General features: G+C 42.1%; 24 protein-coding genes and 1 tRNA gene. 17 read left to right on the top strand and 8 right to left on the bottom strand.

Annotated elements, in window-relative coordinates:
* From GUA46_RS05715 to GUA46_RS05700, 4 genes are read left to right on the top strand one after another with little or no spacing between them, the layout of a single operon-like run.
* Positions 1 to 1,296 (top strand): TRAP transporter large permease, encoded by a 1,296-nt coding sequence (locus tag GUA46_RS05715; RefSeq protein ID WP_108245185.1) that lies wholly within the window; start codon positions 1 to 3, stop codon positions 1,294 to 1,296.
* A 41-nt stretch (positions 1,297 to 1,337) separates the two neighbouring features.
* On the top strand, positions 1,338 to 2,699 hold the full coding sequence (locus tag GUA46_RS05710; protein WP_176619669.1) for a 3-keto-disaccharide hydrolase: 1,362 nt from the start codon (positions 1,338 to 1,340) through the stop codon (positions 2,697 to 2,699).
* A 10-nt stretch (positions 2,700 to 2,709) separates the two neighbouring features.
* Complete coding sequence (locus GUA46_RS05705; protein ID WP_176619668.1) at positions 2,710 to 4,050, top strand: Gfo/Idh/MocA family protein; 1,341 nt, start codon at positions 2,710 to 2,712, stop codon at positions 4,048 to 4,050.
* A gap of 6 nt (positions 4,051 to 4,056) precedes the next feature.
* The gene (locus tag GUA46_RS05700) at positions 4,057 to 5,235 is read left to right on the top strand and encodes a Gfo/Idh/MocA family protein (protein ID WP_176619667.1); all 1,179 of its coding nucleotides are present in this window, start codon (positions 4,057 to 4,059) and stop codon (positions 5,233 to 5,235) included.
* Between the two features lie 161 nt (positions 5,236 to 5,396).
* Here the strand turns inward: GUA46_RS05700 and GUA46_RS05695 are convergent, their stop codons facing one another.
* Positions 5,397 to 6,080, bottom strand: coding sequence for a metal-dependent hydrolase (locus GUA46_RS05695; protein ID WP_176619666.1), 684 nt, complete (start codon positions 6,078 to 6,080; stop codon positions 5,397 to 5,399).
* A gap of 168 nt (positions 6,081 to 6,248) precedes the next feature.
* Between GUA46_RS05695 and GUA46_RS05690 the strand changes: the two genes are divergently transcribed.
* Both GUA46_RS05690 and GUA46_RS05685 read left to right on the top strand, forming a co-directional pair.
* Positions 6,249 to 6,662 (top strand): 6-pyruvoyl trahydropterin synthase family protein, encoded by a 414-nt coding sequence (locus GUA46_RS05690; protein WP_108245147.1) that lies wholly within the window; start codon positions 6,249 to 6,251, stop codon positions 6,660 to 6,662.
* 27 nt (positions 6,663 to 6,689) lie between these two features.
* Positions 6,690 to 6,764: transfer RNA gene (locus tag GUA46_RS05685), tRNA-Val, on the top strand.
* A 6-nt stretch (positions 6,765 to 6,770) separates the two neighbouring features.
* Here GUA46_RS05685 and GUA46_RS05680 read toward each other — a convergent pair.
* Complete coding sequence (locus GUA46_RS05680) at positions 6,771 to 6,932, bottom strand: hypothetical protein (protein ID WP_176619665.1); 162 nt, start codon at positions 6,930 to 6,932, stop codon at positions 6,771 to 6,773.
* A 166-nt stretch (positions 6,933 to 7,098) separates the two neighbouring features.
* Here GUA46_RS05680 and GUA46_RS05675 point away from each other — a divergent pair, with 166 nt between their 5' ends.
* Positions 7,099 to 7,305 (top strand): helix-turn-helix transcriptional regulator, encoded by a 207-nt coding sequence (locus GUA46_RS05675; RefSeq protein ID WP_176619664.1) that lies wholly within the window; start codon positions 7,099 to 7,101, stop codon positions 7,303 to 7,305.
* A 56-nt stretch (positions 7,306 to 7,361) separates the two neighbouring features.
* On the opposite strand, the gene GUA46_RS05670 is transcribed toward GUA46_RS05675, so the two are convergent.
* Together GUA46_RS05670 and gldJ are read right to left on the bottom strand one after the other, a co-directional pair.
* On the bottom strand, positions 7,362 to 8,636 hold the full coding sequence (locus GUA46_RS05670; RefSeq protein WP_176619688.1) for a UDP-N-acetylmuramoyl-tripeptide--D-alanyl-D-alanine ligase: 1,275 nt from the start codon (positions 8,634 to 8,636) through the stop codon (positions 7,362 to 7,364).
* 65 nt (positions 8,637 to 8,701) lie between these two features.
* Positions 8,702 to 10,354 (bottom strand): gliding motility lipoprotein GldJ, encoded by a 1,653-nt coding sequence (gldJ, locus tag GUA46_RS05665; RefSeq protein ID WP_176619663.1) that lies wholly within the window; start codon positions 10,352 to 10,354, stop codon positions 8,702 to 8,704.
* A 362-nt stretch (positions 10,355 to 10,716) separates the two neighbouring features.
* On the opposite strand from gldJ, the gene porV reads away from it, so the two are divergent.
* The 6 genes from porV to GUA46_RS05635 all read left to right on the top strand — a co-directional run bounded on the left by porV (position 10,717) and on the right by GUA46_RS05635 (position 16,943).
* Positions 10,717 to 11,862, top strand: a complete 1,146-nt coding sequence (gene porV, locus GUA46_RS05660) for a type IX secretion system outer membrane channel protein PorV (RefSeq protein ID WP_176619662.1) — start codon at positions 10,717 to 10,719, stop codon at positions 11,860 to 11,862.
* Positions 11,863 to 11,938: 76 nt separating this feature from the next.
* A complete protein-coding gene (gene cdd, locus GUA46_RS05655) occupies positions 11,939 to 12,430 on the top strand; it encodes a cytidine deaminase (RefSeq protein WP_176619661.1) in 492 nt (163 codons plus the stop codon).
* Positions 12,431 to 12,510: 80 nt separating this feature from the next.
* Positions 12,511 to 13,509: a pyruvate dehydrogenase (acetyl-transferring) E1 component subunit alpha gene (pdhA, locus tag GUA46_RS05650; RefSeq protein ID WP_108245141.1), complete on the top strand. Its 999-nt coding sequence runs from the start codon at positions 12,511 to 12,513 to the stop codon at positions 13,507 to 13,509.
* Between the two features lie 4 nt (positions 13,510 to 13,513).
* Positions 13,514 to 15,151 carry a pyruvate dehydrogenase complex dihydrolipoamide acetyltransferase gene (locus GUA46_RS05645; RefSeq protein WP_176619660.1) on the top strand — a complete coding sequence of 546 codons (1,638 nt, stop codon included), beginning with the start codon at positions 13,514 to 13,516 and terminating at the stop codon, positions 15,149 to 15,151.
* A 95-nt stretch (positions 15,152 to 15,246) separates the two neighbouring features.
* A complete protein-coding gene (locus GUA46_RS05640; RefSeq protein WP_176619659.1) occupies positions 15,247 to 16,224 on the top strand; it encodes a M28 family metallopeptidase in 978 nt (325 codons plus the stop codon).
* 41 nt (positions 16,225 to 16,265) lie between these two features.
* On the top strand, positions 16,266 to 16,943 hold the full coding sequence (locus GUA46_RS05635; RefSeq protein WP_176619658.1) for an SDR family NAD(P)-dependent oxidoreductase: 678 nt from the start codon (positions 16,266 to 16,268) through the stop codon (positions 16,941 to 16,943).
* Positions 16,944 to 16,961: 18 nt separating this feature from the next.
* On the opposite strand, the gene GUA46_RS05630 is transcribed toward GUA46_RS05635, so the two are convergent.
* Positions 16,962 to 17,864 carry a hypothetical protein gene (locus GUA46_RS05630; RefSeq protein ID WP_176619657.1) on the bottom strand — a complete coding sequence of 301 codons (903 nt, stop codon included), beginning with the start codon at positions 17,862 to 17,864 and terminating at the stop codon, positions 16,962 to 16,964.
* A gap of 84 nt (positions 17,865 to 17,948) precedes the next feature.
* Here GUA46_RS05630 and GUA46_RS05625 point away from each other — a divergent pair, with 84 nt between their 5' ends.
* From GUA46_RS05625 to GUA46_RS05615, 3 genes are read left to right on the top strand one after another with little or no spacing between them, the layout of a single operon-like run.
* Positions 17,949 to 18,560: a SprT-like domain-containing protein gene (locus tag GUA46_RS05625; RefSeq protein ID WP_176619687.1), complete on the top strand. Its 612-nt coding sequence runs from the start codon at positions 17,949 to 17,951 to the stop codon at positions 18,558 to 18,560.
* 28 nt (positions 18,561 to 18,588) lie between these two features.
* Positions 18,589 to 19,668: a mannose-1-phosphate guanylyltransferase gene (locus GUA46_RS05620; RefSeq protein WP_176619656.1), complete on the top strand. Its 1,080-nt coding sequence runs from the start codon at positions 18,589 to 18,591 to the stop codon at positions 19,666 to 19,668.
* Between the two features lie 3 nt (positions 19,669 to 19,671).
* Positions 19,672 to 21,132 carry a DUF389 domain-containing protein gene (locus GUA46_RS05615; RefSeq protein ID WP_176619655.1) on the top strand — a complete coding sequence of 487 codons (1,461 nt, stop codon included), beginning with the start codon at positions 19,672 to 19,674 and terminating at the stop codon, positions 21,130 to 21,132.
* Between the two features lie 25 nt (positions 21,133 to 21,157).
* Here GUA46_RS05615 and GUA46_RS05610 read toward each other — a convergent pair whose 3' ends face one another.
* Both GUA46_RS05610 and GUA46_RS05605 read right to left on the bottom strand, forming a co-directional pair.
* Positions 21,158 to 21,925 carry an ABC transporter ATP-binding protein gene (locus tag GUA46_RS05610; RefSeq protein ID WP_108246769.1) on the bottom strand — a complete coding sequence of 256 codons (768 nt, stop codon included), beginning with the start codon at positions 21,923 to 21,925 and terminating at the stop codon, positions 21,158 to 21,160.
* Complete coding sequence (locus tag GUA46_RS05605) at positions 21,925 to 22,662, bottom strand: MlaE family ABC transporter permease (protein WP_108246770.1); 738 nt, start codon at positions 22,660 to 22,662, stop codon at positions 21,925 to 21,927. Before GUA46_RS05605 ends, GUA46_RS05610 begins: the two co-directional genes overlap by 1 nt.
* Positions 22,663 to 22,779: 117 nt before the next feature.
* Between GUA46_RS05605 and pafA the strand changes: the two genes are divergently transcribed.
* Positions 22,780 to 24,459, top strand: a complete 1,680-nt coding sequence (pafA, locus tag GUA46_RS05600; RefSeq protein WP_176619654.1) for an alkaline phosphatase PafA — start codon at positions 22,780 to 22,782, stop codon at positions 24,457 to 24,459.
* Here the strand turns inward: pafA and GUA46_RS05595 are convergent.
* Complete coding sequence (locus tag GUA46_RS05595) at positions 24,452 to 25,303, bottom strand: glycosyltransferase family 2 protein (protein ID WP_176619653.1); 852 nt, start codon at positions 25,301 to 25,303, stop codon at positions 24,452 to 24,454. The genes pafA and GUA46_RS05595 overlap by 8 nt on opposite strands.
* Positions 25,304 to 25,313: the final 10 nt, after the last annotated feature.

Below are 25,313 nucleotides of genomic sequence, written 5' to 3'. Positions count from 1 at the left end.
ATGGAATATATACCCTTGCTAGTTTTGATCATAAGTTTTGTGGGTCTTTTGGCCATTGGCACCCCTGTAGCTTGGAGCATAGCCATTTCATCTATGTTGACCCTACTGGTCAGTTTGCCCATGCTGCCCGCATTCGCGACCATATCTCAGCGAATGGCCACGGGCTTGGATAGTTTCGCCCTGTTGGCGATTCCATTTTTTATATTGTCTGGGGAACTGATGAACCACGGTGGAATTGCCCACCGTTTGATAGCTTTTGCCAAAAGCTTGGTAGGGGCATTGCCCGGAGGGCTTGCCCTGATCAATATTATATCGGCAATGTTCATGGGCGCCATTGCAGGTTCGGCCATGGCCTCGGCCTCGGCCATGGGAAGTATTCTGGGACCGGAAATGGAAAAAGAAGGATATGATAAGGGTTTTTCGGTATCCGTCAACATTACCTCGGCCACGACAGGATTGGTAATTCCTCCAAGCAATGTATTGATTGTGTATTCCTTGGCAAGTGGAGGTGCATCCATTGCCGCTCTTTTCTTGGCCGGATACATCCCAGGGCTAATCACTGGCCTGCTCTTGATGGTCGTCGCCATGTTCTGGGCCAAGAAGAAAGGCTACGGCAAGGGACAACGAAGCTCATTAAAACAGGTTTTTAAAACGTTTGTAGATGCCGTTCCAAGCCTGTTCCTGTTGGTTTTGGTCATTGGGGGCATCGTGGCCGGTGTGTTTACCGCCACCGAAGCTTCCGCCATTGCAGTACTCTACAGTATGATACTGGGCTTTGTCTATAAAGAGATAACGTTAAAAAAACTACCCGATATCTTTTTGAATGCTTCTGCCACCACCGCTGTTGTGATGCTTTTGATAGCGGCCTCCATGAGCATGTCATGGGCACTTTCCTTTGAGCATATACCGCAGGAAATCAGTTCTGGACTATTGTCTGTTACCGACAACAAAATTGCCCTATTGCTCATTATAAATATAATCTTGCTGATAGTGGGTATCTTTATGGACATTACCCCGGCCGTTCTCATATTTACCCCGATATTTTTGCCTATCGTGACAAAATTGGGAATAGATCCGGTGCATTTTGGTATCATCATGATCTTGAACCTCTGTATTGGACTATGTACACCTCCGGTGGGCTCGGTACTCTTTGTGGGGGTGGGTGTGGCAAAAACATCCATTGAAAAAGTGATAAGACCACTATTGCCGTTGTTTGCGGCCATGATACTGGCACTTTTTCTGATTACCTATATTCCAGAGTTGGCCTTGTGGCTACCGGGTCTATTTGGCCTATAAATCGAATTGTAAAGTATAATTTTTAACTCATGACACATAAAATGAACAAACTAAAACTAGGCTTCTTGGCATTGCTACTGTGTTGGGCATGTGCGGACTCACCTAAAGATGATGCTCCGTGGATCGAATTGTCCCACGGAACAACCCTTAACGGATGGAACCAAAAGGGCGGAGAGGCCAATTATGAAGTAAATGGGGGTGCCATCGTTGGATCCACGGTCCATGATACGCCCAATTCCTTTTTGACAACGGATAAGATGTACGATGATTTTATCTTGGAATTGGATTACAAAGTGGATTCAACCATGAATTCGGGAATCCAAATACGAAGCAATAGCTTTCCCCATTATCAAAATGGGAGGGTGCATGGCTATCAGATTGAGATAGATCCATCGGACCGGGCATGGAGTGCCGGAATCTACGATGAAGGGCGAAGAGGTTGGCTCGTAACCTTGGAAGATAATCCCGAGGCACAAAAGGCCTTCAAACAGAATGATTGGAACCACTATCGCATCGAGGCCATCGGAGATACGATCCAAACCTGGATCAACGGAGTTCCAGCGGCACATTTGATCGATGACAAAACAGCAAGCGGCTTTATTGCCCTTCAAGTGCACAGCATTGGCAAAGATCAGAAGGCGGGAACGGAGATAGCGTGGAAAAATGTCAAAATCTTGACGGACAGTCTTTCAAAATACAACAAAGAAATGCCCTTGGCCCCGGTCGTGACCAAGAATCAGCTGACCATTGATGAGGAAAAAAACGGATGGCAGTTGTTATGGGACGGCGAGACCACTGTAGGTTGGCGCGGTGCACGCTTGGATGATTTTCCAGATAAAGGATGGGAAATCAATGACGGTGTGTTGACCGTTCTGTCTTCAGGGGGTGAAGAATCTGCCGCCGGTGGCGATATTGTGACTACTGAGCTGTACGGGGACTTTGAATTGAAAGTGGATTTCAAATTGACGGAAGGTGCCAATAGTGGTATAAAATATTATGTGGACACGGATTTGAACAAGGGGCCCGGCTCCTCAATTGGTTTGGAATATCAAATCTTGGACGATGAAAGGCATCCCGATGCAAAATTGGGGAATCATGAAGGTAGTCGCACCGTAGCATCTTTGTACGATTTGATTCAAGCTGATATCAATAAGCCCATCAATCCGATCAGGGAATGGAACACTGCCCATATCATTTCAAAGGACAACCATGTAGAACATTGGCTCAATGGTACTAAGGTTTTGGAGTACGAGCGAAAAAGCGATGCGTATCGAAAACTAGTCTCCGAAAGTAAGTATGAGAAATGGCCCAACTTTGGCGAAGCCGATAAAGGTCACATATTATTACAGGACCATGGGGACCGTGTAAGTTTTAAGAACATCAAAATAAAACCACTAGATTAAACAAGGATTTATGGGAGCACGAAGAGATTTTATAAAGAAAACAACGGTCGCTGCCATTGGCATGGGACTACCCGGTAGTATCAATGCCATGACGGCCAAGAGTTATAACAATATTTTAGGGGCAAATGACAGGATTCATGTTGCCCTTCAGGGATTGGGAAGGCGCTATGGTGCCTATATTCCTTCCATAGCGGCCAAGCAGAACAATGTGCGCTTGGATTATTTATGCGATGTTCGGGGTAGCCAATTGGAAAAAGCGGTACAATATGTATCTGAACAAATAACTTATAACCCCAAACAGGAAAAGGATATTAGAAAGATTCTGGAAGACAAGGATGTGGATGCGATTTTTATGGCTACCCCTGACCATTGGCACACACCAGGGGCTTGTATGGCCATGGAGGCAGGCAAGCATGTTTATTTGGAAAAGCCATGTAGCCATAACCCTCATGAGAATGAAATAGTGGTCGCATTCCAAAAAAAGTATGATAAGGTGGTCCAAATGGGCAATCAGCAGCGATCGTCCCCACAGAGTATCGAAATCATCAACGATATCCATAATGGCATTATAGGCAAGGCCTACAAGGCAATAGCTTTCTACACCAATGGTAGGGGGGAAGTCCCGCTTCCGGTACAGACTGCACCACCAGAGGATTTGGACTGGGAACTGTTCCAAGGACCAGCTCCAAGAAAAGCATACGAACACGATACCTGGGACTATAACTGGCATTGGTACGGTTGGGATTATGGAACCGCTGAAATGGGGAATAATGCGACACATGAACTGGATATAGCCCGGTGGGCATTGGATGTGAAATATCCGGAATATGTGGAGGTGATCGCTGGAAAGGAGCAATTCATGGATGACGGATGGGAAATGTACGATACCATGGAAGCGACCTATGCGTTTGCCGATGATAAAATCATTCAATGGGATGGAAGCAGTAGGAACGGCTATTCCAAATACGGTCGTGGTCGGGGTACCCTTATTTATGGCTCTGAAGGTTCGGTAATGGTGGACCGTGACGGATATGAACTGTACGACCTCAAGGGACAATTGATCAAGGAAAATAAATCTGACGGTAACGAAGGAGGAACCGCCCTTGGAGGTGGAGGAGATCTGTCAACGAGGCATGCAGTGAATTTCTTTAATGCCATTCGTGGAAAAGAAGCATTGACATCACATATTGAAGTGGGGGCCATTTCGCAAATGTTAACGCACTACGCCAATATAGCCTATCGAATCGATAAAGGGTTCAATGTGGATGGAAACACGGGAAGGATTTTTGACAGGGAAGCCATGGAACTTTGGAAACGAACGTATGAACCTGGATGGGAACCAAAACTTTAAATGGATATGAAGCGACGAGATTTTGTCATAAAAAGTAGTTTGGCCAGTTCTGCAGTCCTATATGCCCCAACGGTACTTGCGTACGGAACCCCCAGTGCGAACGAAACCATCAATGTAGGTGTTATAGGAACAGGGGACCGGGGTGGTGGACTCATTCCATTTATCAATCAGATTCCCAACATGCAAGTAGTGGCCTGTTGTGATATTATCCCCTTTAGACTTAGCTCGGGACTTTCAAAAGTAGCAGGAAAGGCCAAAGGCTATTCTGATTACAAAAAATTATTGGAAGACAAGGATGTGGACGCCGTTTTGGTGGCCACCCCGTTCAGCACACATTCCAAGATAGCTATCGATGCCCTAAAGGCAGGAAAACATGTGTACGGGGAAAAGACGATGGCAAAAGGGTACGAAGGTATAGCTGAATTGGTCTCAGCAGCAGACGCATCCAATGGCATATTCCAAACAGGCCACCAATACCATAGTTCCCGTTTGTATTCGCATGTTGTTGATGAAGTGAGAAACGGTAAAATAGGAAAAATAACAGCTTTTGAATGCCAATGGAACCGTAATGGAAATTGGCGTCGCCCTGTACCTGACCCAAAATGGGAGCGTATGATCAACTGGCGTATGTACCGGGAATTTTCAGGCGGTCTTTTGGCCGAACTTTGTTCCCACCAATTGGATTTTGCCAACTGGGTAATGGATGCCATGCCCGAAAAGGTGATGGGCATAGGAGGCATCGATTATTGGAAAGATGGTAGGGAAACTTATGACAATATCCATCTTATCTATAGTTACCCTGAAGGGGTAAGAGCATCATTTACCTGCCTTACCAGTAACGCCATGGGCGATTATAAGGTCAAGGTAATGGGGGACAAGGGAACCTATATTTTGGACTATGCAAAGGCTTGGTTTTATCCAGAAGGAAGCTACGAAAAGAAAATCGGTGAAGTTGACGGTGTTTCCGGGGCCACCCTGAACTGGGACCAAGGCAGGGGCATTCCTATTAAGTTTGACCATGAAGACCCAAGCAAACAAGCCTTAATCGACTTTAGGGACAATATTGTAAACAATACATTGCCTGTTTCCAATGCCAGAACAGGTGCTATGGCAGCTACTTGTGTACAAATGGGCTTGGATGCCATGTATAATGATAAAATTATTGCCAAAACACAGAAAGGGTGATTGTGAAGGCCTAATCCAAAATACAGTATCATTGATTTTGTCGGCCATGGATTGAACGAGTGCTTAATCCATAAAATAAGCTTTGTGGATAGTTGGATTTTCATGGAAGGTTTTCTAGAAAACCTTCCATGATTTTGGCATCTCTATGGAAGTACTTTTTTTTATAAGTCAATGGATTCGCCAATACCGGGCAGAATCAATTTCTTTCCTTTTTTCTCAAAATATTCAACAGCTTTGGTTTTATCCAGTTTTATGGGAGGGAAGGTGTCGTAGTGGCAACCTATGATTTGGTCGCATTCCACAAAATCACTGGCAATTGATGCATCCTCGTACCCCATGGTAAAATTGTCGCCAATGGGCAAAATCGCTATGTCAAGTTTTGGGCAGGTCATTGGAATCAGCTCCATGTCCTTGGTCAGTGCAGTATCTCCGGCTAGGTAAACGCATTTGGAGTCGTCCCATAACACAAACCCTCCCGGATTTCCTCCATTGCTCCCATCGGGCAGCATACTGGAATGAATGGCAGTTACGTATTTGACCGTTCCAAAATCAAAGGTATATTTCCCTCCATGATTCATGCCGTGTCCGTCAATGCCCTTGTTTCCAAACCAGCTTACCACTTCAAAATTGGAAACCAATAAAGCATCTGGATTGTTCTTGGCAATGGCTTCCACATCAAGTACATGGTCCTGGTGGCCATGGGTAAGAAAAATGTAGTCGACTTTGAGGTCATCGATATTAATATCGGATGCCATCTCGTTGCCGGTGATAAAAGGGTCGACCAAAATATGTTTTCCGTTCATTTCAATCAAGAAAGAAGCGTGTCCTAGAAAGGTAATTTTCATAGTATATTATTTTTATTTCATTTGATATTTTGAAGGCAATTCGCCCATTGTATAAAGTTAACAAGAACAAGATTGAATTTCAATTCCATTCGGAAACGTTCGGACCCTTTTGCACTTTTTTTTAAAGCAATAAAATAGGATTGCAGAAAAAGAACTTAACTTTGCAGCATGATTGCCACGATTTGTAGAAAAGCACATTTTAACGCCGCACACAGGCTCCATAACCCAAAATGGAGCAAGGAAAAGAATATTGAGGTGTTCGGTAAATGCAACAGTCCTAGCTTTCACGGTCATAATTTTGACCTTGAGGTACGGATAAAGGGCGAAGTCGACCCGGATACAGGTTTTGTAATGGACTTGGCCGTACTGGGTACATTGATAAAGGATGAGGTAGAGGAACGATTTGATCATAAAAACCTGAACGAGGATTGTCCAGAATTTGAGAATTTGCTTCCGACGACAGAGTACTTCGTAAAAGTTATCTATGATATCCTAAAACCGAAGCTTAAAAAGGGGCAATTACTGCATATTACCTTGCACGAGACATCAAAGAACTCTGCGGAGTATGGAGATTGGGATTAATTTCCGATATTGTACCCCGTTTTCAAAGGGATATTAGCTCAGTTGGTTTAGAGCGCTGCCTTGACAGGGCAGAGGTCACTGGTTCGAATCCAGTATATCCCACTTTTTCTACTCATATTCAGAAATTCTTTTTCTTAATTTTTGGTTACTGTGCTCCAAGCTTTCGTTTTGGTTACGTAAACTGCCCAATACCTTTTGCATGGCCTGTAGGCTTTCTTGTTGTAGGCTGATGATTTGTTCTAGGTCAGATTTGGTCAATTGTTTGCTCATAATGAAATTTCTAATCTCTAATAAAAAACTTTAAAAGTCTATTTATCTCCCAAAAAAGCATTTCAAAGTTACATAAAGATTTTTAAATCTCCTAGTAAAGCATATTTCAATACTTATAACATTTATTTTTCTTAATTATTTTTAATGCTCAATCGTAGTATTTACTATGGATAAACCATTTTTTAATAGAATTAAAGCGGTGTTAGCTGAAAAGGGAAAAACCAATAATTGGCTGGCAGATGAATTGGATATGAATACAAATACTGTTTCAAAATGGTGCAGGAATGATATGCAACCAAGGGTTGAAACATTGTTTCAAATCGCAAAAGCCTTGGATGTGGATGTCAGGGAGCTTCTCGTTTCCACAAAATGATGGTAATGTGGCACAGAAAAATTCGGATTCATGGTTTTATAAACGATAACAACCAATCATAACACCTCCAATACCCGCTCCAGAGCCATTCCCCTTGAACCTTTTATGAGCATTGATGCTTTTTCCAAAGGATTCTTTATCAAGTGTTCCTTTAGGGCATCAAACGATTTGAATTTGTTCAAAGATGTTTTGGTCGCATAGAAATTTTCACCAACCAGGTATGTTTCATCAAATTGGAGTTCGTTGGCAAAATTTGCAATGGCCTGATGCTCTTCGGCCGCTGTGCTTCCAAGTTCAAACATATCGCCAATAATCAAGGTCTTTCTTTTGGCCTTCATTAAATTGAAGTTTTCCAAAGCAGCTTTCATACTGGTCGGATTGGCATTGTAGGCATCGAGAATAATGTCGAACCCATTCTTTGAAAGTAATTGGGACCTGTTGTTCTCTGGTCGGTAACCTTCAATGGCCGATTTGATATCTTCAATAGCTACATTAAAATATTTTCCCATCAATATAGCCGAGCAACAATTCGGGAAGTTGTATTTGCCGACCAATTGTGTCTGTATTTCTATTCCTTCTACCTCCAGTGAGACATAAGGGTCGGCCCCAAGGAACTTTATATTGTAAAATTGATGGTCACTGGTGCTGAAGCCCATTTTTTTGGTGTAGTTCGCTAACTTTTCCTTCTGAATGTCGTCGTCGGCATTCAAGAAAACATATTTGTCGTGGCCGATTAAATAATCGTAGAGTTCGCTTTTTCCTTGAATTACCCCTTCCACACCTCCGAAGCCTTCTAAATGGGCCTTTCCGAAATTGGTGATGTAACCAAAGTCGGGCTGGGCAATGTTGCAGAGTGATTCAATTTCCTTTTTGTGGTTGGCACCCATTTCAACAATGGCAATCTCGGTGTCTTCTTTTATGGACAGCAAGGTCAAAGGAACCCCGATATGGTTGTTAAGGTTGCCCCTGGTGGCTATAGTGCTATATTTTTTAGAGAGAACAGCGTTGATAAGTTCTTTGGTAGTGGTCTTTCCGTTACTTCCCGTTAGCGATACAATTCTGGCCCTTGAATAATTTCTATGGAACGTTGCCAACTGTTGCAAAGTGGTCAAAACATCTTCAAATAAAAGAAGCCTATCCGAAGTTTTGAATTCTTCCTCATCAATAATGGCGTATGCAGCACCTTTGTCCAATGCATCTTTTGCAAAAGCATTGCCATTAAAATTTGGGCCTTTTAAGGCAAAGAACAGAGAGTTTTCGGTAATTTTCCTCGTGTCCGTACATATATGGGGATGCTCTAAAAATAGAGCGTGCAATTCTTTCATCGTCATAAATCGAAGATAAAAAAAAGCCCCGACCTTTTTGGCCGGGGCTTTTAAAATACTCAAGAAGTTTTTTATCTCGCTTTTTTGTGACGTACGGTCTTTTTAGATCTGGATTTAGATCCAACTCTGGACATGGCACATCTAAAGCCGATATCGTCTGTTGCCATATATTGTGGCAAATATCTACGCTGTGCAGGGTCCAACCAGTAAGCGCGGTCTCTCCATGATCCACCTTTATATACGCGGACCTCGTTGTTGATCAAAGATGTTCTGTAATTGGATTCGTCATATTGGCGAACAATCTCACCATCCTCGTTGCGCTCAACCTGGTGCTTTGGAGAATCGTACATTTTTTGGGTATCTCCATCCTCTTCGCTAAAGCGGTTAAAGAATCTTGACGACCCTGGGTCTCCATCTCTAAATCCTCTGTTATCACTTTTATCGAAGTTTGTTCTTAGGTAGGTTTCTTCCTCTGTCACTGCAACTTCTTTGATTTCTCCAGGAAGGTTGATGGCTACGATTTTACCGTTTGGCAAGGTGTCGTATACAATTTCATCTCTCAATACTTCAACTTTTCCATCCTCACCGATGGCTTTTTTCATGAAAACGTTTCCACGGTAATAGTTGAAGTCACTGATTTCATCATCAACTATTGGGCGATACACATCGGCAACCCATTCGTTTACGTTACCGGCCATGTCGTAAAGACCAAAGTCGTTAGGTTTGTATGATTTTACTTGACCTGTGATGTCGGCACCATCATCGGACCATCCGGCAATACCGCCGTAATCACCTTTTCCTTGTTTAAAGTTGGCCAATTGGTCCCCTCTGCCCACACGTTGACCGTTTCGGGTATAATCACCTTCCCAAGGATATTTTTTTCTACCTCTGTAGTTGTTATATTCTCTTGTTCCTACAAGTGCCTGAGCAGCATATTCCCATTCGGTTTCAGTAGGTAATCTATACTCTGGCATGATTACACCGCTACTTCTCTTGGCAAAAGAGTTTATAGAATCTTTTTTCTGTTTTCCTTGAAGTGAATCAATTTCACCTCCATAAACGGATTCAGGGTTGTTCAAGTAGGCCTCTGTACTAAAAGTGCCTTCCAAATCCCCATTCAATACTTTGTATTTGGTGTCGTCGGCAAGGTAGCCCTCTCTTTCCAACATTACTTCGTTTACCCTATCGGTTCTCCATTCGGCGTATTGAGTAGCCTGTACCCAATTTACACCTACAACAGGATACTCCGCATAGGCAGGATGCCTAAGGTAGTTGTTGGTCATTGTTTCGTTAAAGCCCAATCGGTTTCTCCATACCAAGGTATCCGGTAGGGCACCTTCGTAAATATTTGCATATTTTGGGTCGTCCGGTGGGTATACCGCCTTCAGGTAATCCAAATATTCAAGGTACATCACATTGGTTACTTCGGTCTCATCCATGTAGAATGATTGCACGTGCTGTTGTGTAGGCGTGTTGTTCCAATCATGCATAATGTCGTCCTGGACTTTACCTTTGGTAAAAGTTCCACCCTCTACAAATACGGTTCCTGGAGGAGTTTCTTGCTCTTTAAAATCCGAATTGTATTGAAAACCTCCTTCTTTGGCATTAATTTTCCAACCAGTGGCTCTGGAGACATTCTTTGATGAGGAAGAGTTTTTACAACTGGAAAAACTTCCCATCACTACGGCGCAAGAAAGTACAACTTTAATTAAGTGTTTTTTCATAATTTGGGCTTGAGTACTTTAAATCTCAGGGCTTTAACCCTCAGTATCTTCGATTTGTTTTGATTTTTTAAATCTTTCGATGGCATTAGAACGGTGTTTTTACCAATATATTTTGTGCTCATCAAATATTTCTGACATGCAAAAATTACAGCATGTCACACTTCACTAACGGTGAAGGTTACAAAATAGTATGAAGAGGTTGTTTTTTTGACTTTTATATAATTATTAAGGAGACCCGTATGCCCATATATTTAGAAATATGTACTTCTATATAAGAATTTCCTCAAAAGACCGTTTATGTGTAATAAGTCCAAAAGAATTGTTTTGGATTAAATAACTTTACTAAACGCTAAATACTTAGAATGAGAAAGTTACTCGTATTGGTCGTGTTGCTTACCGTAGCCCAATGGATGAGCGCACAGCGGGATAGAGAAATCACTACAGCCGTTCCATTTTTAACGATATCCGCAGATGCGAGGGCATCCGGTATGGGAGATATGGGCGTTGCAACGTCTTTTGATGCTTATTCTCAACAATGGAACCCCGCTAAGTATGCTTTTGCTACACAAAAGACAGGGATAGGTGTGAGTTATACTCCATATTTGGAAACTATTATAAATGATGTTTCACTTTTAAGCGCAAACTATTTCAATAAACTCAATGATCGTAGTGCTTTTGCATTCACTATTCGTTATTTTGGTTTGGGTGATATAGAGCTGCGTCAGGCAATTAATGATCCAGGAACCTTAGTGAGTCCCAATGAATTTGCCTTGGATGGGTCGTATTCACTGAAATTGAGCCAGACATTTTCTATGGCAGTCGGCGGTCGGTTTGTCAGTTCTGATTTAAAGCTTCAGGATGGGACACAGGATTCTCGCGCTGCTATAGCATTTGGAGTGGATATTGCTGGTTTTTTCCGTTCTAGGGAAATCGCATATAACAATTTTGATGGTCGTTGGAGGTTTGGTTTCAATATTTCCAATTTGGGAGGGAAGGTACAGTATGACCCAAATAGCCCAGGAGATTTTTTGCCCACGAACCTTAAATTTGGGGGAGGTTTTGATTTTATCTTTGACCAAGACAATGTTTTGGCCATCAGTACGGAGTTCAATAAACTTTTGGTGCCTACACCGAGGGATTTTAATGGGGATGGAGTGATTGGAACAGAGGACAATAATGAATACCAAAGCATTGGTTTCTTTAATGGAGTCTTCGAGTCGTTCGGTGATGCACCAGATGGTTTCAGCGAGGAATTGAAAGAGGTGACTTGGGCACTTGGTGCAGAGTATCGGTTTAGGGAAGCTTTTATGTTGCGAAGCGGATATTTTAATGAAAGTGAAGAAAAAGGCTCCAGAAAATTCTTTACGTTGGGAGCAGGTTTCAAATTCAAATCAACACAAATAGACCTTTCCTATTTATTCTCAACCTCTCAGGTCAGAAATCCATTGGAAAACACATTGCGATTTTCGCTTACCTTTAATTTGGGTGAAGAGTTCTACAACGATTAGTTCGTATTAAAATATATAATTGAAAACCTGTCCGTTGGGCAGGTTTTTTTATTTTTGGGTATATCCAAAAGATGGTATGGAAAAAAAGAAAATCGGTTTTGAGCTTTTAGTTTTTGACGATGCATCGGAGTTGTCACAAAACGAACAAAAATTGTTATATGAAGCTTCCAAGGCTAGGGAGAATGCCTATGCTCCTTACTCCAAGTTTAGAGTAGGTGCCGCGGTATTGCTGGAAAATGGGGAAGTGATTATTGGAAGTAATCAGGAGAATGCCTCATATCCTGCCGGTCTTTGTGCCGAGCGTGTGGCCATTTTTCATGCAGGAGCAAAATATCCCGGTATGGCCGTAAAAACTATTGCTATCTGTGCTTCATCGTCCAAGGATGGGGTAAGTTCGCCCGCAGCTCCCTGTGGTAACTGCAGACAATCTATAATTGAATACGAGCAAAAACAGCAATCACCAATCTCACTATTGTTAAGTTCGGAAACCGGACCTGTTTACAAATGTAATTCTATGGCCGATATTCTACCATTGGCATTCAATAGCTCATTTTTGGGCGATTCTTAATTCAATTCTTTTTCCAAAACAGATATATATGTATTTTTGCTCTTCCCTACGCAGGGGAAATTCATTTAATACAACAGTAGATGAAAAAAATCACCAAAGAAGTTTACCTTAAATGGTACGAGGACATGTATTTCTGGAGAAAGTTCGAGGATAAACTGGCCGCCGTATATATTCAACAAAAAGTTAGAGGTTTCTTGCACCTGTACAATGGTCAAGAAGCGGTGCTTGCCGGCGCATTGCACGCCATGGACCTCGAAAAGGACAGGATGATCACCGCTTACCGAAATCACGTTCAGCCGATTGGAATGGGGGTTGACCCTAGACGGGTTATGGCCGAGCTTTACGGCAAGGTCACCGGAACCTCGAAAGGTATGGGTGGTTCCATGCATATTTTCTCTAAAGAACACCGTTTTTATGGTGGACACGGAATCGTAGGGGGACAAATTCCATTGGGTGCCGGGTTGGCATTTGGCGACAAGTACTTTAAAAGAGATTCTGTAACCCTTTGTTATATGGGTGATGGTGCCGTAAGACAAGGTTCGCTTCACGAGGCCTTCAATTTGGCCATGTTGTGGCAATTACCCGTAGTTTTTATTTGTGAGAACAACGGATATGCCATGGGAACCTCTGTGGCGCGTACTTCACATTCCACGGAAATCTGGAAATTGGGTCTTGGTTACGAAATGCCTTGTAGCCCTGTGGACGGAATGGATCCTGCTATAGTTGCAAAGGAAATGGACAAGGCGATTGAGCGCGCCCGTACAGGAGGAGGGCCAACCTTCTTGGAGATGAAGACCTACAGGTACCGAGGACATTCCATGTCCGATGCACAGCATTACCGAACTAAAGAAGAAGTTGAAGAGTATAAAAAGATAGATCCGATCACTCAGGTCAAAGATGTGATCCTTGAGAAAGGATATGCATCCGAGGACGATTTAAAACAAATCGATAAAAAGGTGAAGGACCTTGTGAAAGAATGTGAGAAGTTCGCTGAAGAATCTGATTTCCCACCAAAAGAGCAATTGTACGACACCGTTTACGAGCAAGAAGACTATCCATTTTTACAACATAAATTATAATTAGATGGCAGAAGTAATCAACATGCCTAGATTGAGCGATACCATGGAAGAAGGAACCGTGGCAAAATGGCTCAAGAAAGTAGGGGACAAGGTAGAAGAAGGAGATATTTTGGCTGAAATCGAAACGGACAAAGCCACCATGGAATTCGAATCTTTTCATGAAGGAACTTTGCTCCACATAGGAATCGAGGAAGGTGATGGTGCCCCGGTTGATTCACTTTTGGCCATAATCGGTGAAGAAGGTGAGGACATTTCCAGTCTGTTGAACGGCTCGGGAAGCTCATCGGAAGCATCAAAAGAGGAAAGTTCATCGGAACCAGAAGACGATACAGCATCAGAAACTGAAACTAGTGAGCCAGCAGATATTCCCGAAGGAGTGGAAATCGTGACCATGCCCCGATTGAGTGATACCATGGAGGAAGGAACAGTTGCAAGTTGGTTGAAGAGTGTTGGGGATAAAGTGGAAGAAGGAGATATCTTGGCCGAAATCGAAACGGATAAGGCCACTATGGAATTCGAATCGTTCTACTCGGGAACTTTGCTGCATATCGGTATCCAAGAAGGCGAAGGAGCTCCTGTGGATTCCCTTTTGGCCATTATTGGCCCAGAAGGAACGGATGTTGATGCTGTTTTGAATGCGAAATCATCAGGTGGTTCATCTAAGAGCGCACCTAAAAAAGAAGCATCCAAAGATGAAGCTCCGAAAAAAGAGGAATCATCCAAGAAAGAAGAAACAGCTCCTGCTACACAAGATGGTCAGCGCATATTCGCTTCTCCATTGGCCAAAAAGATTGCCGATGAAAAAGGCATCAATTTGGCAGATGTAAAGGGAACCGGTGATAACGGAAGAATTGTTAAGAAGGACATAGAAAACTTTAAACCATCATCACAAGCAGCTCCTGCTGCAGAAAAAACCGAAGCTGCACCTGCAGTGGCACCGGTTGCACTTCCAGTTGGTGAAGAAAGTGTGGAAGAAGTGAAAAACTCTACAATGCGCAAGGTGATTGCCAAGCGTTTGGGAGAATCCAAATTTACTGCACCACATTATTACCTGACCATTGAGGTGGATATGGACAATGCCAAGGCATCCCGTGCACAGATCAACAGTTTGCCGGATACCAAGGTATCTTTCAACGATATGGTTTTGAAAGCATGTGCCATGGCCCTTAAAAAACATCCGCAAGTAAATACATCATGGAATGGTGATTCCATGATATACAAGCGCCACATTCACATGGGGGTTGCCGTTGCCGTAGATGAAGGTCTTGTGGTTCCCGTGATTAAATTTGCTGATCAGATGAGTTTGACCCAATTGGGTACTGTAGTAAAAGATTTGGCCGGAAGAGCAAGAAACAAGAAAATCAAGCCGGATGAAATGGAAGGAAGTACCTTTACGGTTTCCAACTTGGGAATGTTCGGTATTCAAGAGTTTACCTCCATTATCAATCAGCCTAACTCTGCCATTTTATCCGTAGGGGCAATCGTTGATAAGCCTGTGGTTAAAAATGGCGAGATTGTAGCTGGAAGCACCATGAAGGTAACTTTGGCCTGTGATCACAGAACGGTTGATGGAGCCACTGGTGCCCAGTTTTTACAGACTTTGAGGGCTTACTTGGAGAATCCAGTGACTATGTTGGCATAGATTTGTCGATATACATTCGATAATACATTAATTTAAAAGCATCCTTTTATCGGGATGCTTTTTTTATCTTTAAAAAAAATCAAAAAACAACAAAAATGAGAGTACTATTATATGTTGTCGTTTCACTTTTTGTGATGGGCTGTGGTTCTACAAAAATTGTTCAAACCACTGATGTTAATCCTCAAACAACAAAATCAAGCGAAACTTTTACCGATGCCGAGCGCATAGGTGAAATGATGAATTATTTAGCAAGCGATGACCTTAAGGGAAGGGAGGCCGGAGGCGAAGGCATTGAAATTGCGGCTAGGTATATTGAGAATTATTTTAAGTCCTACGGACTCAAGCCCTATTTTGAAACGTACCGCGACACACTTTCAAATTTTAAAAAACCTGCTTACAATATTGTGGGTGTAGTGGAGGGCAACGACCCTGATTTAAAAGATGAATTTATTTTGATAGGTGCCCATTACGACCATATCGGGACCATAAAGCCAGAAAATGGAGATTATATTGCCAATGGAGCCAACGATAATGCATCGGGTACCACGTCGGTTTTGGAAATGGCACGGTATTTTGGAACAAACAAAACAAACAAACGTACTCTTATTTTTGCTTTGTTCAGTGCCGAGGAGAAAGGCTTGTTGGGTTCCAAGCACCTGGCCCAAAAATTAAAAGAGCAGGATCTTAACCTGTACACCATGCTCAATTTTGAAATGACTGGTGTTCCTTTACAGGGGAAGGACTATTTTGTATACATCACGGGGTACGATATGTCCAACTTGGCCGAGGTAAGCAATAAGTATGCTAAAGAAAACTTGGTAGGATTTTTACCAACGGCCAAGGAATTTAACTTGTATCAAAGGTCGGACAATTATCCGTTCCATGAAGAATTTGGAGTGCCGTCACATACATTTTGTACGTTTGACTTTACCAACTTTAATCATTATCATAAGGTGGGTGATGAGAACAGTTTAATGGATTTTGGTCATATGGCCACATTGGTAAACAAAGCAATTCCAGTTATTAAAGGTATTGCTAATGCTCCATCACAAGAAATACGATTAACAAAGTAATTTAAAACTGTCATCTCGAGCGCAGTCGAGAGATTTCACTTATGGCAAACATAATAATTACAGGCACAAGCAGGGGAATAGGATTTGAGTTGGTGAAACTTTTTGCGAGGGAAGGACATCAGGTTTTGGCACTTTCACGAAATAGGGGGCCTGTGCAAAGCCTGAATTTGCCTAATGTGCAAACGTTACCTTTTGATTTGGGCAATCCTGCCGATTTTGAAAAGCTAACTGAATTTTTGAACGAGTGGCATGTTGTGGATGTCCTTATTAATAATGCAGGTCGGTTTTTGGGCAAACCATTTTCGGAAACCACGACGGAGGAATTTGAGAGCGTCTACAAAGTAAACGTGTTCGGAGTAGCTGAAATTACAAAAACAGTACTTCCCATGATGGGGCAGGAAGGTCATGTAGTGACCATAAGTTCCATGGGAGGAGTGCAGGGCAGTATGAAGTTTCCAGGACTCTCTGCGTATAGTTCAAGCAAGGGTGCTGTGATTACCTTGACCGAGCTATTGGCCGAAGAGTATAAAGAAACCGGCCCAAGTTTTAATGTATTGGCCCTAGGTGCCGTACAGACCGAGATGCTCGAAGAAGCCTTTCCAGGGTACAAAGCTCCCTTAACTGCATTGGAGATGGCCACATATATTAAAGAGTTTGCTTTGACAGGTCAAAAACTCTACAATGGAAAAATGTTGCAGGTGAGTAATAGTACGCCGTAAGGATTGACCTACGTATTCTCAGCAAATAGGTATCCAGAATTCATGTTCCAGTATAAACTCTTTAAATGTCATGGTCTTGGGCCCATCACTTTTTGATTTTACTTCGAATCGTGCTTTTTCCTTGTTCCATTGCATCAGAATGGACATAAAATCTAGCTGGGAGTAAATGTCATAAGCATTTTTTAATATGCTCAATTTTTCTGAGAGCTCGTCAAAAGATTCAAAATTCTCCCATGAGTCTGGCCCGATTATTTTTGTTTCAATAAATTTTCTGTCGACCACATGAATACTTTCATAGTCTTTTTTCAATAAGTGGGTCAAGGTATTGTCATCGATGATTGTGCGGGCCATGTATTCTATTTCTTTTATGTAATGGACCGATGTGTTTTCATATTCTTGTGAGTAGTCATAGGAAATCACGGAGCCATTCAGTTCTTGGAAAATTCCAAAAGGAATAAATCGCAATGCGACTTTGGTATCAGTTCCAAATCTGGGTATCTCAACATCTAAGAAAAAAACAACATACTTGGAGTTTATGTTTAGCTCTTTTTTAGAAAAAGTGTGTATACCGAAGTTCTCGGGTAGAATCTTATCCAAATCTTTGTTGGATGATATTGAGTTTTTATCCTCACATAAGAATTCTTCCTTTTGCAAGAGCGTATAATTGCCATCTATATCTTTATATGCTCCAACTGTTGAGATGCACATGCACCCACAAGTTGGGAACGTCCCCCACACTTTTAAATATCCATTTTTGGAATCATCAATTTTATTATATTCTAGGATACCATCTTTGTTGGGCTCAAACAAAGAGTAGCAACTTTGAACCCTTTTCCATAGTGTTTTTTCAAGAGAAGTTTTGTTTTGACCTATACCTATATACGGCAGAATGACAATCAATAGTAAAATGGTAGCTCTCATGACTTATTGTTTTGTGAAAAGTAAAAAACATTTTAAGCATTGGATGAGGTTAATTGACGAATGCCTATTTTCGTTTGACGAATGATGGAAACTACCCTACAAAAATACCTTCCTGAACTTGCAGTAGCTCCTTGTTTTGAACTCATCAAAACACATGGAGTGCATTTAAAAATTGTGAACCATCGTGTTACCCGCCATGGTGATTACCGCAGATTGCCGAACGGATTGCATTTGATAACCGTAAATGCATCACTCAACAAATACCGATTCCTGATTACACTCGTCCACGAAATAGCGCATTTGGTGGCCTTTGAAACGTATGGTCGTCGAATAAAACCGCATGGAGTGGAATGGAAGCGTACCTTTCAACACTTAATGGTTCCATTTATTCGGCCAGAGGTGTTTCCAACGCAACTGTTGCCCATAATTGCAAATCACTTTAAAAATCCAAAAGCCAGTAGTAGCACAGATGCCAGATTGTCCATTGCGCTAAAAGCTTTTGATGAGGATGAACGGTGCCACAGTTATGTCTACGAATTGCCTACGGGCAGTGTTTTTAGACTGTACAACGGCAAGTTGTTCAAAAAAGGAAATAAGAAAGTAAAACGGTATGAATGTGTGGAGTTATCAACCGGGAGATTATATTTGTTTCAACCAAACGCGGAGGTTGAGTTGGTTCAAGATGTTTCGGGATAACCAGCATTCTAATTAGAAAAACAGCAAGATGAACAAGAATTATTACGCAGTTTTAATGGCAGGAGGAGTTGGTTCTAGGTTTTGGCCTATAAGTACATCATCCAACCCAAAACAGTTTCATGATATGTTGGGAACTGGCAAAACACTGATTCAAAAGACGTTTGATCGGCTAAACAAGTTTGTTTCCACTGAAAATATTCTGATTCTCACCAACGAGCAGTATAACGACTTAGTGTTGGAACAACTGCCCATGGTAAAACAAGACCAAGTGGTGTTGGAGCCTGCGATGAGAAATACAGCACCTTGTATATTGTATGCATCACTAAAGATTCAGAAAATGAATCCCAATGCGGTAATGATAGTAGCTCCAAGTGATCATTGGATAGAAGATGAGGAAGCATTTGAAAAGGATGTAACCGCATGTTTCAATAAATGTGAAGAAGAAAATGCACTATGTACTTTAGGGATTCAGCCAACTTTCCCGAATACGGGATTTGGTTATATCGAATTTGAAAAAGGAAGTGACGCGCAACTAAAAAAGGTGTCCCAATTCAGGGAAAAACCGGATTATGAAACCGCAAAGGAATTTTTGGCTCAAGGCAACTTTTTATGGAACGCGGGCATTTTTATGTGGAGCGTGGAAACCATAGTGGAAGCCTTCAAAAAATATCAGCCAGATCAATATAAACTATTTGGTAAAGGTATATCCTGTTACAACACAAGTGAGGAAAGAGCTTTTATCCAAGAAAATTACGCCAAGGCAGAAAACATATCCATTGATTATGCTATCTTGGAACAATCCAAATCCATTTACACATTGCCAGCTACTTTTGATTGGAACGATTTAGGTACGTGGGGCGCTCTTTATGATAAATTGGAGAAGGACGAAAATGAGAACGCGGTTGTGAACGCCCAAACCCTTTTGGAAGATGCAAAAGGCAATATGATTCGCAGCCCAAAAGGAAAAGTAGTTGTGGTTGATGGTCTGGAGGATTACATCATTGTGGATAAAGAAGAAGTGCTCCTTATTTACCCTAAGGACAAACAACAGGATATTAAAAAAGTATTGGCCCAAGTGAAGGAAAAATTTGGGGATCAGTTTGCATAATATATGACCGAAGAACAAAAAAAGGAAGCAGAGACCACACCACCCAACCAAGACAGTGGGGATGAGGTAAAAAAGGATTTTAAGGGGCTTTTGGGCAGCGTGCGCAAATTCCTTTCGGATTTGTTGGAAATCCGTTCCAATACGGATGCCGCGGCCACCAAAGAATCCATCATTGCGGATATTCCCTTTAAGAACCACACCACATGGATTTTGGTGTGCTCCATTTTCATTGCATCCATTGGGTTGAACGCCAACTCAACAGCGGTGGTTATTGGCGCCATGCTTATCTCCCCACTGATGGGTCCTATTTTGGGAATGGGCATGTCATTGGCCATAAATGATATTGATACGTTGCGTAGGTCGCTCAAGAATTTCACTGTAATGGTGGTTTTGAGTGTGATCACCGCATTCCTGTTTTTCTACTTTTTTCCTTTGCGTGATGAATCTTCGGAATTGTTGGCTCGTACCAAACCCGATATTCGGGATGTACTGATAGCATTTTTTGGTGGATTGGCACTGGTAATCGCCCGGGCAAAAAAGGGGACCATTGCCAGTGTTATTTTTGGTGTGGCCATTGCAACTGCTTTGATGCCGCCTCTTTGTACGGTAGGTTTCGGTTTGGCCATTGGCAAGCCGTGGTATGCCGCTGGGGCCATGTATTTGTTCATCATAAATACCATTTTTATAGGTCTGGCAACCTTCTTGGTCATCAAGTTCCTGAGGTTCCCCATGGTGCGATATGCCAATTCCCAACGCAGAAGGTTGATAGCTCGCTTGGCTTCCATTACAGGGATTTTGGTAATGATTCCGGCCGGATTTACGTTTTACAATGTTTTTCAGGAGTCCCTTTTTATGAAACAGGCTCAAGAGTTTTTAAAAGGTACGGTAGAGGTATATCAGTTTGATGGTGCTGGAAGATATGTGGACAATCTCACCAAATTGGAATATGTGGATGATGGGACCTCAATGATCGAAGTGGTTTTTATGGGCGATGAATTGGTTCCGGAGAATATCATCAATACATGGAGAACACAGAAGAATGAATACAATAGGCTCAAGGATGCCGAACTCCATATTATTCAGGGAGGAAGGGATGATTCAGAAGAAAAGTTCAATTATGTAAGCGAACTTTATGAGAAAAATAAGGCCGAGCTGTTGAATAAGGATGAGCAAATCAGACTGCTCGAAGAAGAGCTGTCCATTCTAACAAGGAATGTGGGTAGGAGGGTCCCTTTTCAAAGTATAAGTGCAGAAGCTAAAGCCAATTATGAGAATATTGATGCTTTAGGTTTCTCTTACCAAATACGTACCGATTTTAAAAAGTTGGATACAGTGCCTGTCTTTGAGGTAAATTGGAAAAGCGGATTGAGCTCAAGTCAAAAAGAAGCCGATACCAAAAAAATGTTGGCATGGTTAAAGTTGAGACTTCAAGACTCCACCTTGGTTATTAAAGAGGTAGATTGATTTATTTAGATGTCTGATGTCTGGGTTAATTCCTTTCCTCAATATACATTTGTCGGACCTTTTTAAATAATTCGGAAGAGTACACAAAGTCGGTAACCGCTTGATTATCGGTTTTAAAGATTTCTTTGTTGGTGCCTTCCCACTCTTTAAGTCCGTTTTTTAGAAAGATTATTTTCTCCCCGATTTCCATTACCGAGTTCATATCGTGAGTGTTGATAATGGTCGTAATGTCATATTCCTGAGTGATCTCGTGAATCAGGTTGTCGATTAGGATGGCGGTTTTTGGGTCGAGCCCAGAGTTGGGTTCATCACAGAACAAGTATTTTGGATTCATCACAATGGCTCTTGCAATGGCGACCCTTTTCTGCATACCACCGGATATTTCGGCAGGAAATCGTTTGTGGGCATCCACCAAGTTGACTCGCTTCAATACAAAATCCACACGATCTTGTTTTTCCGATTGCGACTGTTTGGTGAACATATCCAAAGGAAACATTACATTGCCTTCCACGGTCATAGAGTCAAAAAGAGCACTGCCCTGGAATACCATTCCCATTTCCTGTCTTAAATTCCTTTTTTCTTTTATGGAAAGCTCGGAATAAACCTGGCCATTGTAGCAAATGTTTCCCTCATCAGGTTCAAAAAGCCCTAAGAGACATTTTAAGAAGACCGTTTTCCCTGAACCACTTTGTCCAATTACAAGATTTGTTTTTCCTTTTTCAAATGTTGTTGAAATTCCTTTGAGTACGTGGTTGTCTCCAAACGATTTATGTATGTTATCTACCTCTATCATTAGCCCAACAATAATTGTGTTAAAATATAGTTCACGATAATGATCACAACACTGGTCCAAACAAACGATGTGGTGCTGGCCTTGCCTACCTCCAAAGCTCCGCCCCTCATGTAATACCCATGAAAGGATGGTACCGTCGCGATTACAAAAGCAAAGACTACTGACTTAATCAGTGCATAGGTGACGTGATAGGAATTAAAATCCATCTGAAGACCCTGTATAAAGTCGCCGCTAGGTGCAAAACCGCCAAAAACAGCGGCCACCCACCCTCCTAAGATGCCTACGAACATGGAAATTGCCACCGCAAAGGGGTATAGCATAATGGCTACAATTTTTGGGAACACGAGATAGTTCAAGGAGTTTATCCCCATAACTTCAAGAGCATCAATTTGTTCCGTAACACGCATGGTGCCAATGCTGGAAGTAATGTAAGAGCCCACTTTTCCTGCCATTATTATAGAGGTGAATGTCGGTGCAAATTCCAGTATTACGGATTGCCTTGCTGCGAATCCGATAAGACTTTTGGGCAAAAGCGGATTTGTCAAGTTAAGGGCGGTCTGTATGGTGACAACTCCTCCAATAAAAAAGGATATGAATATGATGATGCCCATGGCCCCAAAGACCAATTCATCGACTTCCTTGAGAATCAAGGTTTTCATAATACGCCACTTGGTAGGCTTTTTAAATACTTCCCAAACCATGATGAAGTATTTTCCAATCGCTTCTAGGTATTTCATGCGCTTATTTGGACTTGAGGTGATAAAAATAAGAATATTGTGCAGCTTTTAACCTTCATTTAAATTTTAAAACAGGATAAATGAATAGTTTTGCCCTAATTTGATTAAACCTATAACATGAGAACAACCAACCTTATAGTTTCCCTTTTTGCATTGTGCATGATCAGTTTTTCCTATGGTCAGCGAAGAAAAAAGAATGATGAGCAAGTACAACCCCCAGCACCAATTGCACAATCGCCAAAACTAGTGGTGGGTATTGTAGTAGATCAGATGCGTTACGATTATCTGACCCGTTTCTGGAATCAGTACGGAGAAGGGGGCTTTAAGCGATTGGTAAACGAAGGGTTCAATTGTAAAAACAATCACTTCAATTATGCGCCCACCAGTACTGGGCCCGGTCACACCTCGGTCTATACGGGAACCACACCGGCTACGCACGGTATAATCGGGAACGATTGGTTTGATAAAGAATTGGGGGAAGATGTGTATTGTGCAGGGGATGATAGTTACAGCTCAGTGGGCACCACATCGGATGCAGGGAAAATGTCGCCGCACCGTATGCTCACTACTACCATCACGGACGAATTACGATTACACACTCAAAAAAGGGGAAAGGTTATAGGTGTAGCCTTAAAAGATAGGGGAGCCATCCTTCCGGCAGGCCACGCTGCAAATGGGGCGTACTGGTTCGAGGGCGGACAAGATGGCAACTGGATAACAAGTACCTATTACATGGATGAATTGCCCCAATGGGTCGTGGACTTTAATAGTTCGGATATTGTAGAGTCATACAAAAAGCCATGGAATACGCTAAAACCTATTGAAACGTATGTAGAAAGTGGTTTGGATGCCAATAATTACGAAGGATTGCAAAAGGGAGAAACCAGCAATACTTTTCCTCATGACCTTCCGGCAATTTGGGATCAAAACGGTCAGTTCGATTTGATAAGAAGAAGCCCTTATGGAAATAGCATTACAGCAGATTTTGCCCTGGCCGCTTTGGAAGGCGAAGACCTTGGAACAGATACCATTACGGATTTCTTGGCCATTAGTTTTTCCAGTACCGATTATGTGGGGCATTTTTTTGGGGTGAACTCTAAAGAGGTGGAAGATACTTACATAAGATTAGATCAAGATTTGGCCCGTATTTTTTCTACTTTGGACGAGAAGGTGGGAGAAGGTGAATATACCGTTTTCTTAACGGCAGATCATGCGGCCATCGATGTTCCCACCTATTTGATGGATTCCAAAATTCCTGCTGGTTATTTGGATATGAACGGTATGAAAGCAAAGTTTGGAGAGTTTCTTCAATACAAATATGGAACTACGGATGTGGTCAGGGACTTTTCCAACTATCAATTGTTTTTGGACCATAAAATATTGGCCAATTTGGATATCAAGCTAGAAGATGCCCAAGAAGATATCGCAAGAGAATTATTGACTTATGAGGGGATTGGTCAAGTTTATACGGCCAGTCAAATGTGGAAAAACGAATACACCGAAGGGATACCATACATTTTACAGAATGGCTATAGCCAAAAGCGTTCCGGTGATGTGTTGTTAGTGCCCAAGGTAGGTTATATTTCTTATGGTACCACGGGCTCTACACATGGTTCGCCTCAAATCTACGATACTCATGTGCCATTATTGTTGTATGGTAAAGGCATTAAACAGGGAAGTACGGTAAACCGCACGGAGATTCCCGATATCGCACCCACTATTGCGGCTTTGTTGGGTATTGCTTTCCCAAGTGGAACAACAGGCCGGCCTATTGGGGAGGTCTTGGAGTTCAAATAGCATGAAGTTTGGACCAAATCCCTTTCCAACGATAGCTCCTTATAAACTTTCCTTCTTTTTGGGAAACGTATTTGGGTTGCTGTTGGAAGAAAGCTCTTAGGTAGCCAAATATGGCTTGGAAGTATAACCCCGGACTTTTAGCCTGCCAGGCCATTTTTAATGCGGCGATTTTGGTGAGTACTAGTCCGTATCCTATTTTATACATCGCGACACCTTTGGATTGATAGTTTTTGGTACTGTATCCATGGCCCGTCGGGCGGAGGTGCTTTACTTTGAGTTGAGGAAGTGTTACCGTTTCAAAATCGTGGTATTTGGCCAAAAGCGTATCCACAGTATCCCAACCCACTCCCGGACGCAGACCGCCGATTTTTTCAAAGCAGGCTTTGTGGTAAAGTTTAATAGGTCCTCGGATATGATTTTTATCCGCGATGTTTTCATAAATCCAATTTTCTCCTTTTTTGATGTAGAGAAGTCCCGAGCACATTCCGAGTTTCCAATTGGCCTGAAATTGATTGACGATGAGTTCAAAATAATTCTTGGGCAGAATGATATCCGCATCAAACTTGCCTATGAGGTCAAAATCTGAGGTTTGTTGCAACCCAAAATTAAAGGTATCCACTACTTTTTTGCCCGGAATATGTTCGTTGGATGAGCTGCGCTGAACCACTTTTATCCAGTCGTATTTCTTTGCGTAGTCTTTTGCGATGTTAAAAGTATCGTCGGAAGAATTGTCGTCCACAACAAGCAATTCATTGGGTAAGTAGGTCTGGGCCACAAAGGAATCTAGGCAATCTTGTAAAAAAATTGCTTCATTGTGAGCTGGAATAACAATACTGATGCGCATTGGTTAAAAG

Source organism: Flagellimonas chongwuensis, assembly GCF_013376415.1.
Lineage (GTDB): Bacteria > Bacteroidota > Bacteroidia > Flavobacteriales > Flavobacteriaceae > Flagellimonas > Flagellimonas chongwuensis.
The sequence above is the reverse complement of the archived record's forward strand: the minus strand, read 5'-3'. Positions and strand labels throughout refer to the sequence as shown.

What these genes read in the sequence shown, in the direction of transcription:
- GUA46_RS05700 (WP_176619667.1), top strand. Translation starts at nt 4,057, where the DNA reads ATGAAGCGACGAGATTTTGTCATAAAAAGTAGTTTGGCCAGTTCTGCA.
- GUA46_RS05610 (WP_108246769.1), bottom strand. Translation starts at nt 21,925, where the DNA reads ATGATAGAGGTAGATAACATACATAAATCGTTTGGAGACAACCACGTA.
- gldJ (WP_176619663.1), bottom strand. Translation starts at nt 10,354, where the DNA reads ATGAAAAAACACTTAATTAAAGTTGTACTTTCTTGCGCCGTAGTGATG.
- GUA46_RS05605 (WP_108246770.1), bottom strand. Translation starts at nt 22,662, where the DNA reads ATGAAATACCTAGAAGCGATTGGAAAATACTTCATCATGGTTTGGGAA.
- GUA46_RS05705 (WP_176619668.1), top strand. Translation starts at nt 2,710, where the DNA reads ATGGGAGCACGAAGAGATTTTATAAAGAAAACAACGGTCGCTGCCATT.
- GUA46_RS05620 (WP_176619656.1), top strand. Translation starts at nt 18,589, where the DNA reads ATGAACAAGAATTATTACGCAGTTTTAATGGCAGGAGGAGTTGGTTCT.
- GUA46_RS05710 (WP_176619669.1), top strand. Translation starts at nt 1,338, where the DNA reads ATGAACAAACTAAAACTAGGCTTCTTGGCATTGCTACTGTGTTGGGCA.
- cdd (WP_176619661.1), top strand. Translation starts at nt 11,939, where the DNA reads ATGGAAAAAAAGAAAATCGGTTTTGAGCTTTTAGTTTTTGACGATGCA.
- GUA46_RS05595 (WP_176619653.1), bottom strand. Translation starts at nt 25,303, where the DNA reads ATGCGCATCAGTATTGTTATTCCAGCTCACAATGAAGCAATTTTTTTA.
- GUA46_RS05690 (WP_108245147.1), top strand. Translation starts at nt 6,249, where the DNA reads ATGATTGCCACGATTTGTAGAAAAGCACATTTTAACGCCGCACACAGG.
- GUA46_RS05680 (WP_176619665.1), bottom strand. Translation starts at nt 6,932, where the DNA reads ATGAGCAAACAATTGACCAAATCTGACCTAGAACAAATCATCAGCCTA.
- GUA46_RS05640 (WP_176619659.1), top strand. Translation starts at nt 15,247, where the DNA reads ATGAGAGTACTATTATATGTTGTCGTTTCACTTTTTGTGATGGGCTGT.
- porV (WP_176619662.1), top strand. Translation starts at nt 10,717, where the DNA reads ATGAGAAAGTTACTCGTATTGGTCGTGTTGCTTACCGTAGCCCAATGG.
- GUA46_RS05635 (WP_176619658.1), top strand. Translation starts at nt 16,266, where the DNA reads ATGGCAAACATAATAATTACAGGCACAAGCAGGGGAATAGGATTTGAG.
- GUA46_RS05670 (WP_176619688.1), bottom strand. Translation starts at nt 8,636, where the DNA reads ATGACGATGAAAGAATTGCACGCTCTATTTTTAGAGCATCCCCATATA.
- GUA46_RS05675 (WP_176619664.1), top strand. Translation starts at nt 7,099, where the DNA reads ATGGATAAACCATTTTTTAATAGAATTAAAGCGGTGTTAGCTGAAAAG.
- pafA (WP_176619654.1), top strand. Translation starts at nt 22,780, where the DNA reads ATGAGAACAACCAACCTTATAGTTTCCCTTTTTGCATTGTGCATGATC.
- pdhA (WP_108245141.1), top strand. Translation starts at nt 12,511, where the DNA reads ATGAAAAAAATCACCAAAGAAGTTTACCTTAAATGGTACGAGGACATG.
- GUA46_RS05615 (WP_176619655.1), top strand. Translation starts at nt 19,672, where the DNA reads ATGACCGAAGAACAAAAAAAGGAAGCAGAGACCACACCACCCAACCAA.
- GUA46_RS05630 (WP_176619657.1), bottom strand. Translation starts at nt 17,864, where the DNA reads ATGAGAGCTACCATTTTACTATTGATTGTCATTCTGCCGTATATAGGT.
- GUA46_RS05625 (WP_176619687.1), top strand. Translation starts at nt 17,949, where the DNA reads ATGGAAACTACCCTACAAAAATACCTTCCTGAACTTGCAGTAGCTCCT.
- GUA46_RS05695 (WP_176619666.1), bottom strand. Translation starts at nt 6,080, where the DNA reads ATGAAAATTACCTTTCTAGGACACGCTTCTTTCTTGATTGAAATGAAC.
- GUA46_RS05645 (WP_176619660.1), top strand. Translation starts at nt 13,514, where the DNA reads ATGGCAGAAGTAATCAACATGCCTAGATTGAGCGATACCATGGAAGAA.
- GUA46_RS05715 (WP_108245185.1), top strand. Translation starts at nt 1, where the DNA reads ATGGAATATATACCCTTGCTAGTTTTGATCATAAGTTTTGTGGGTCTT.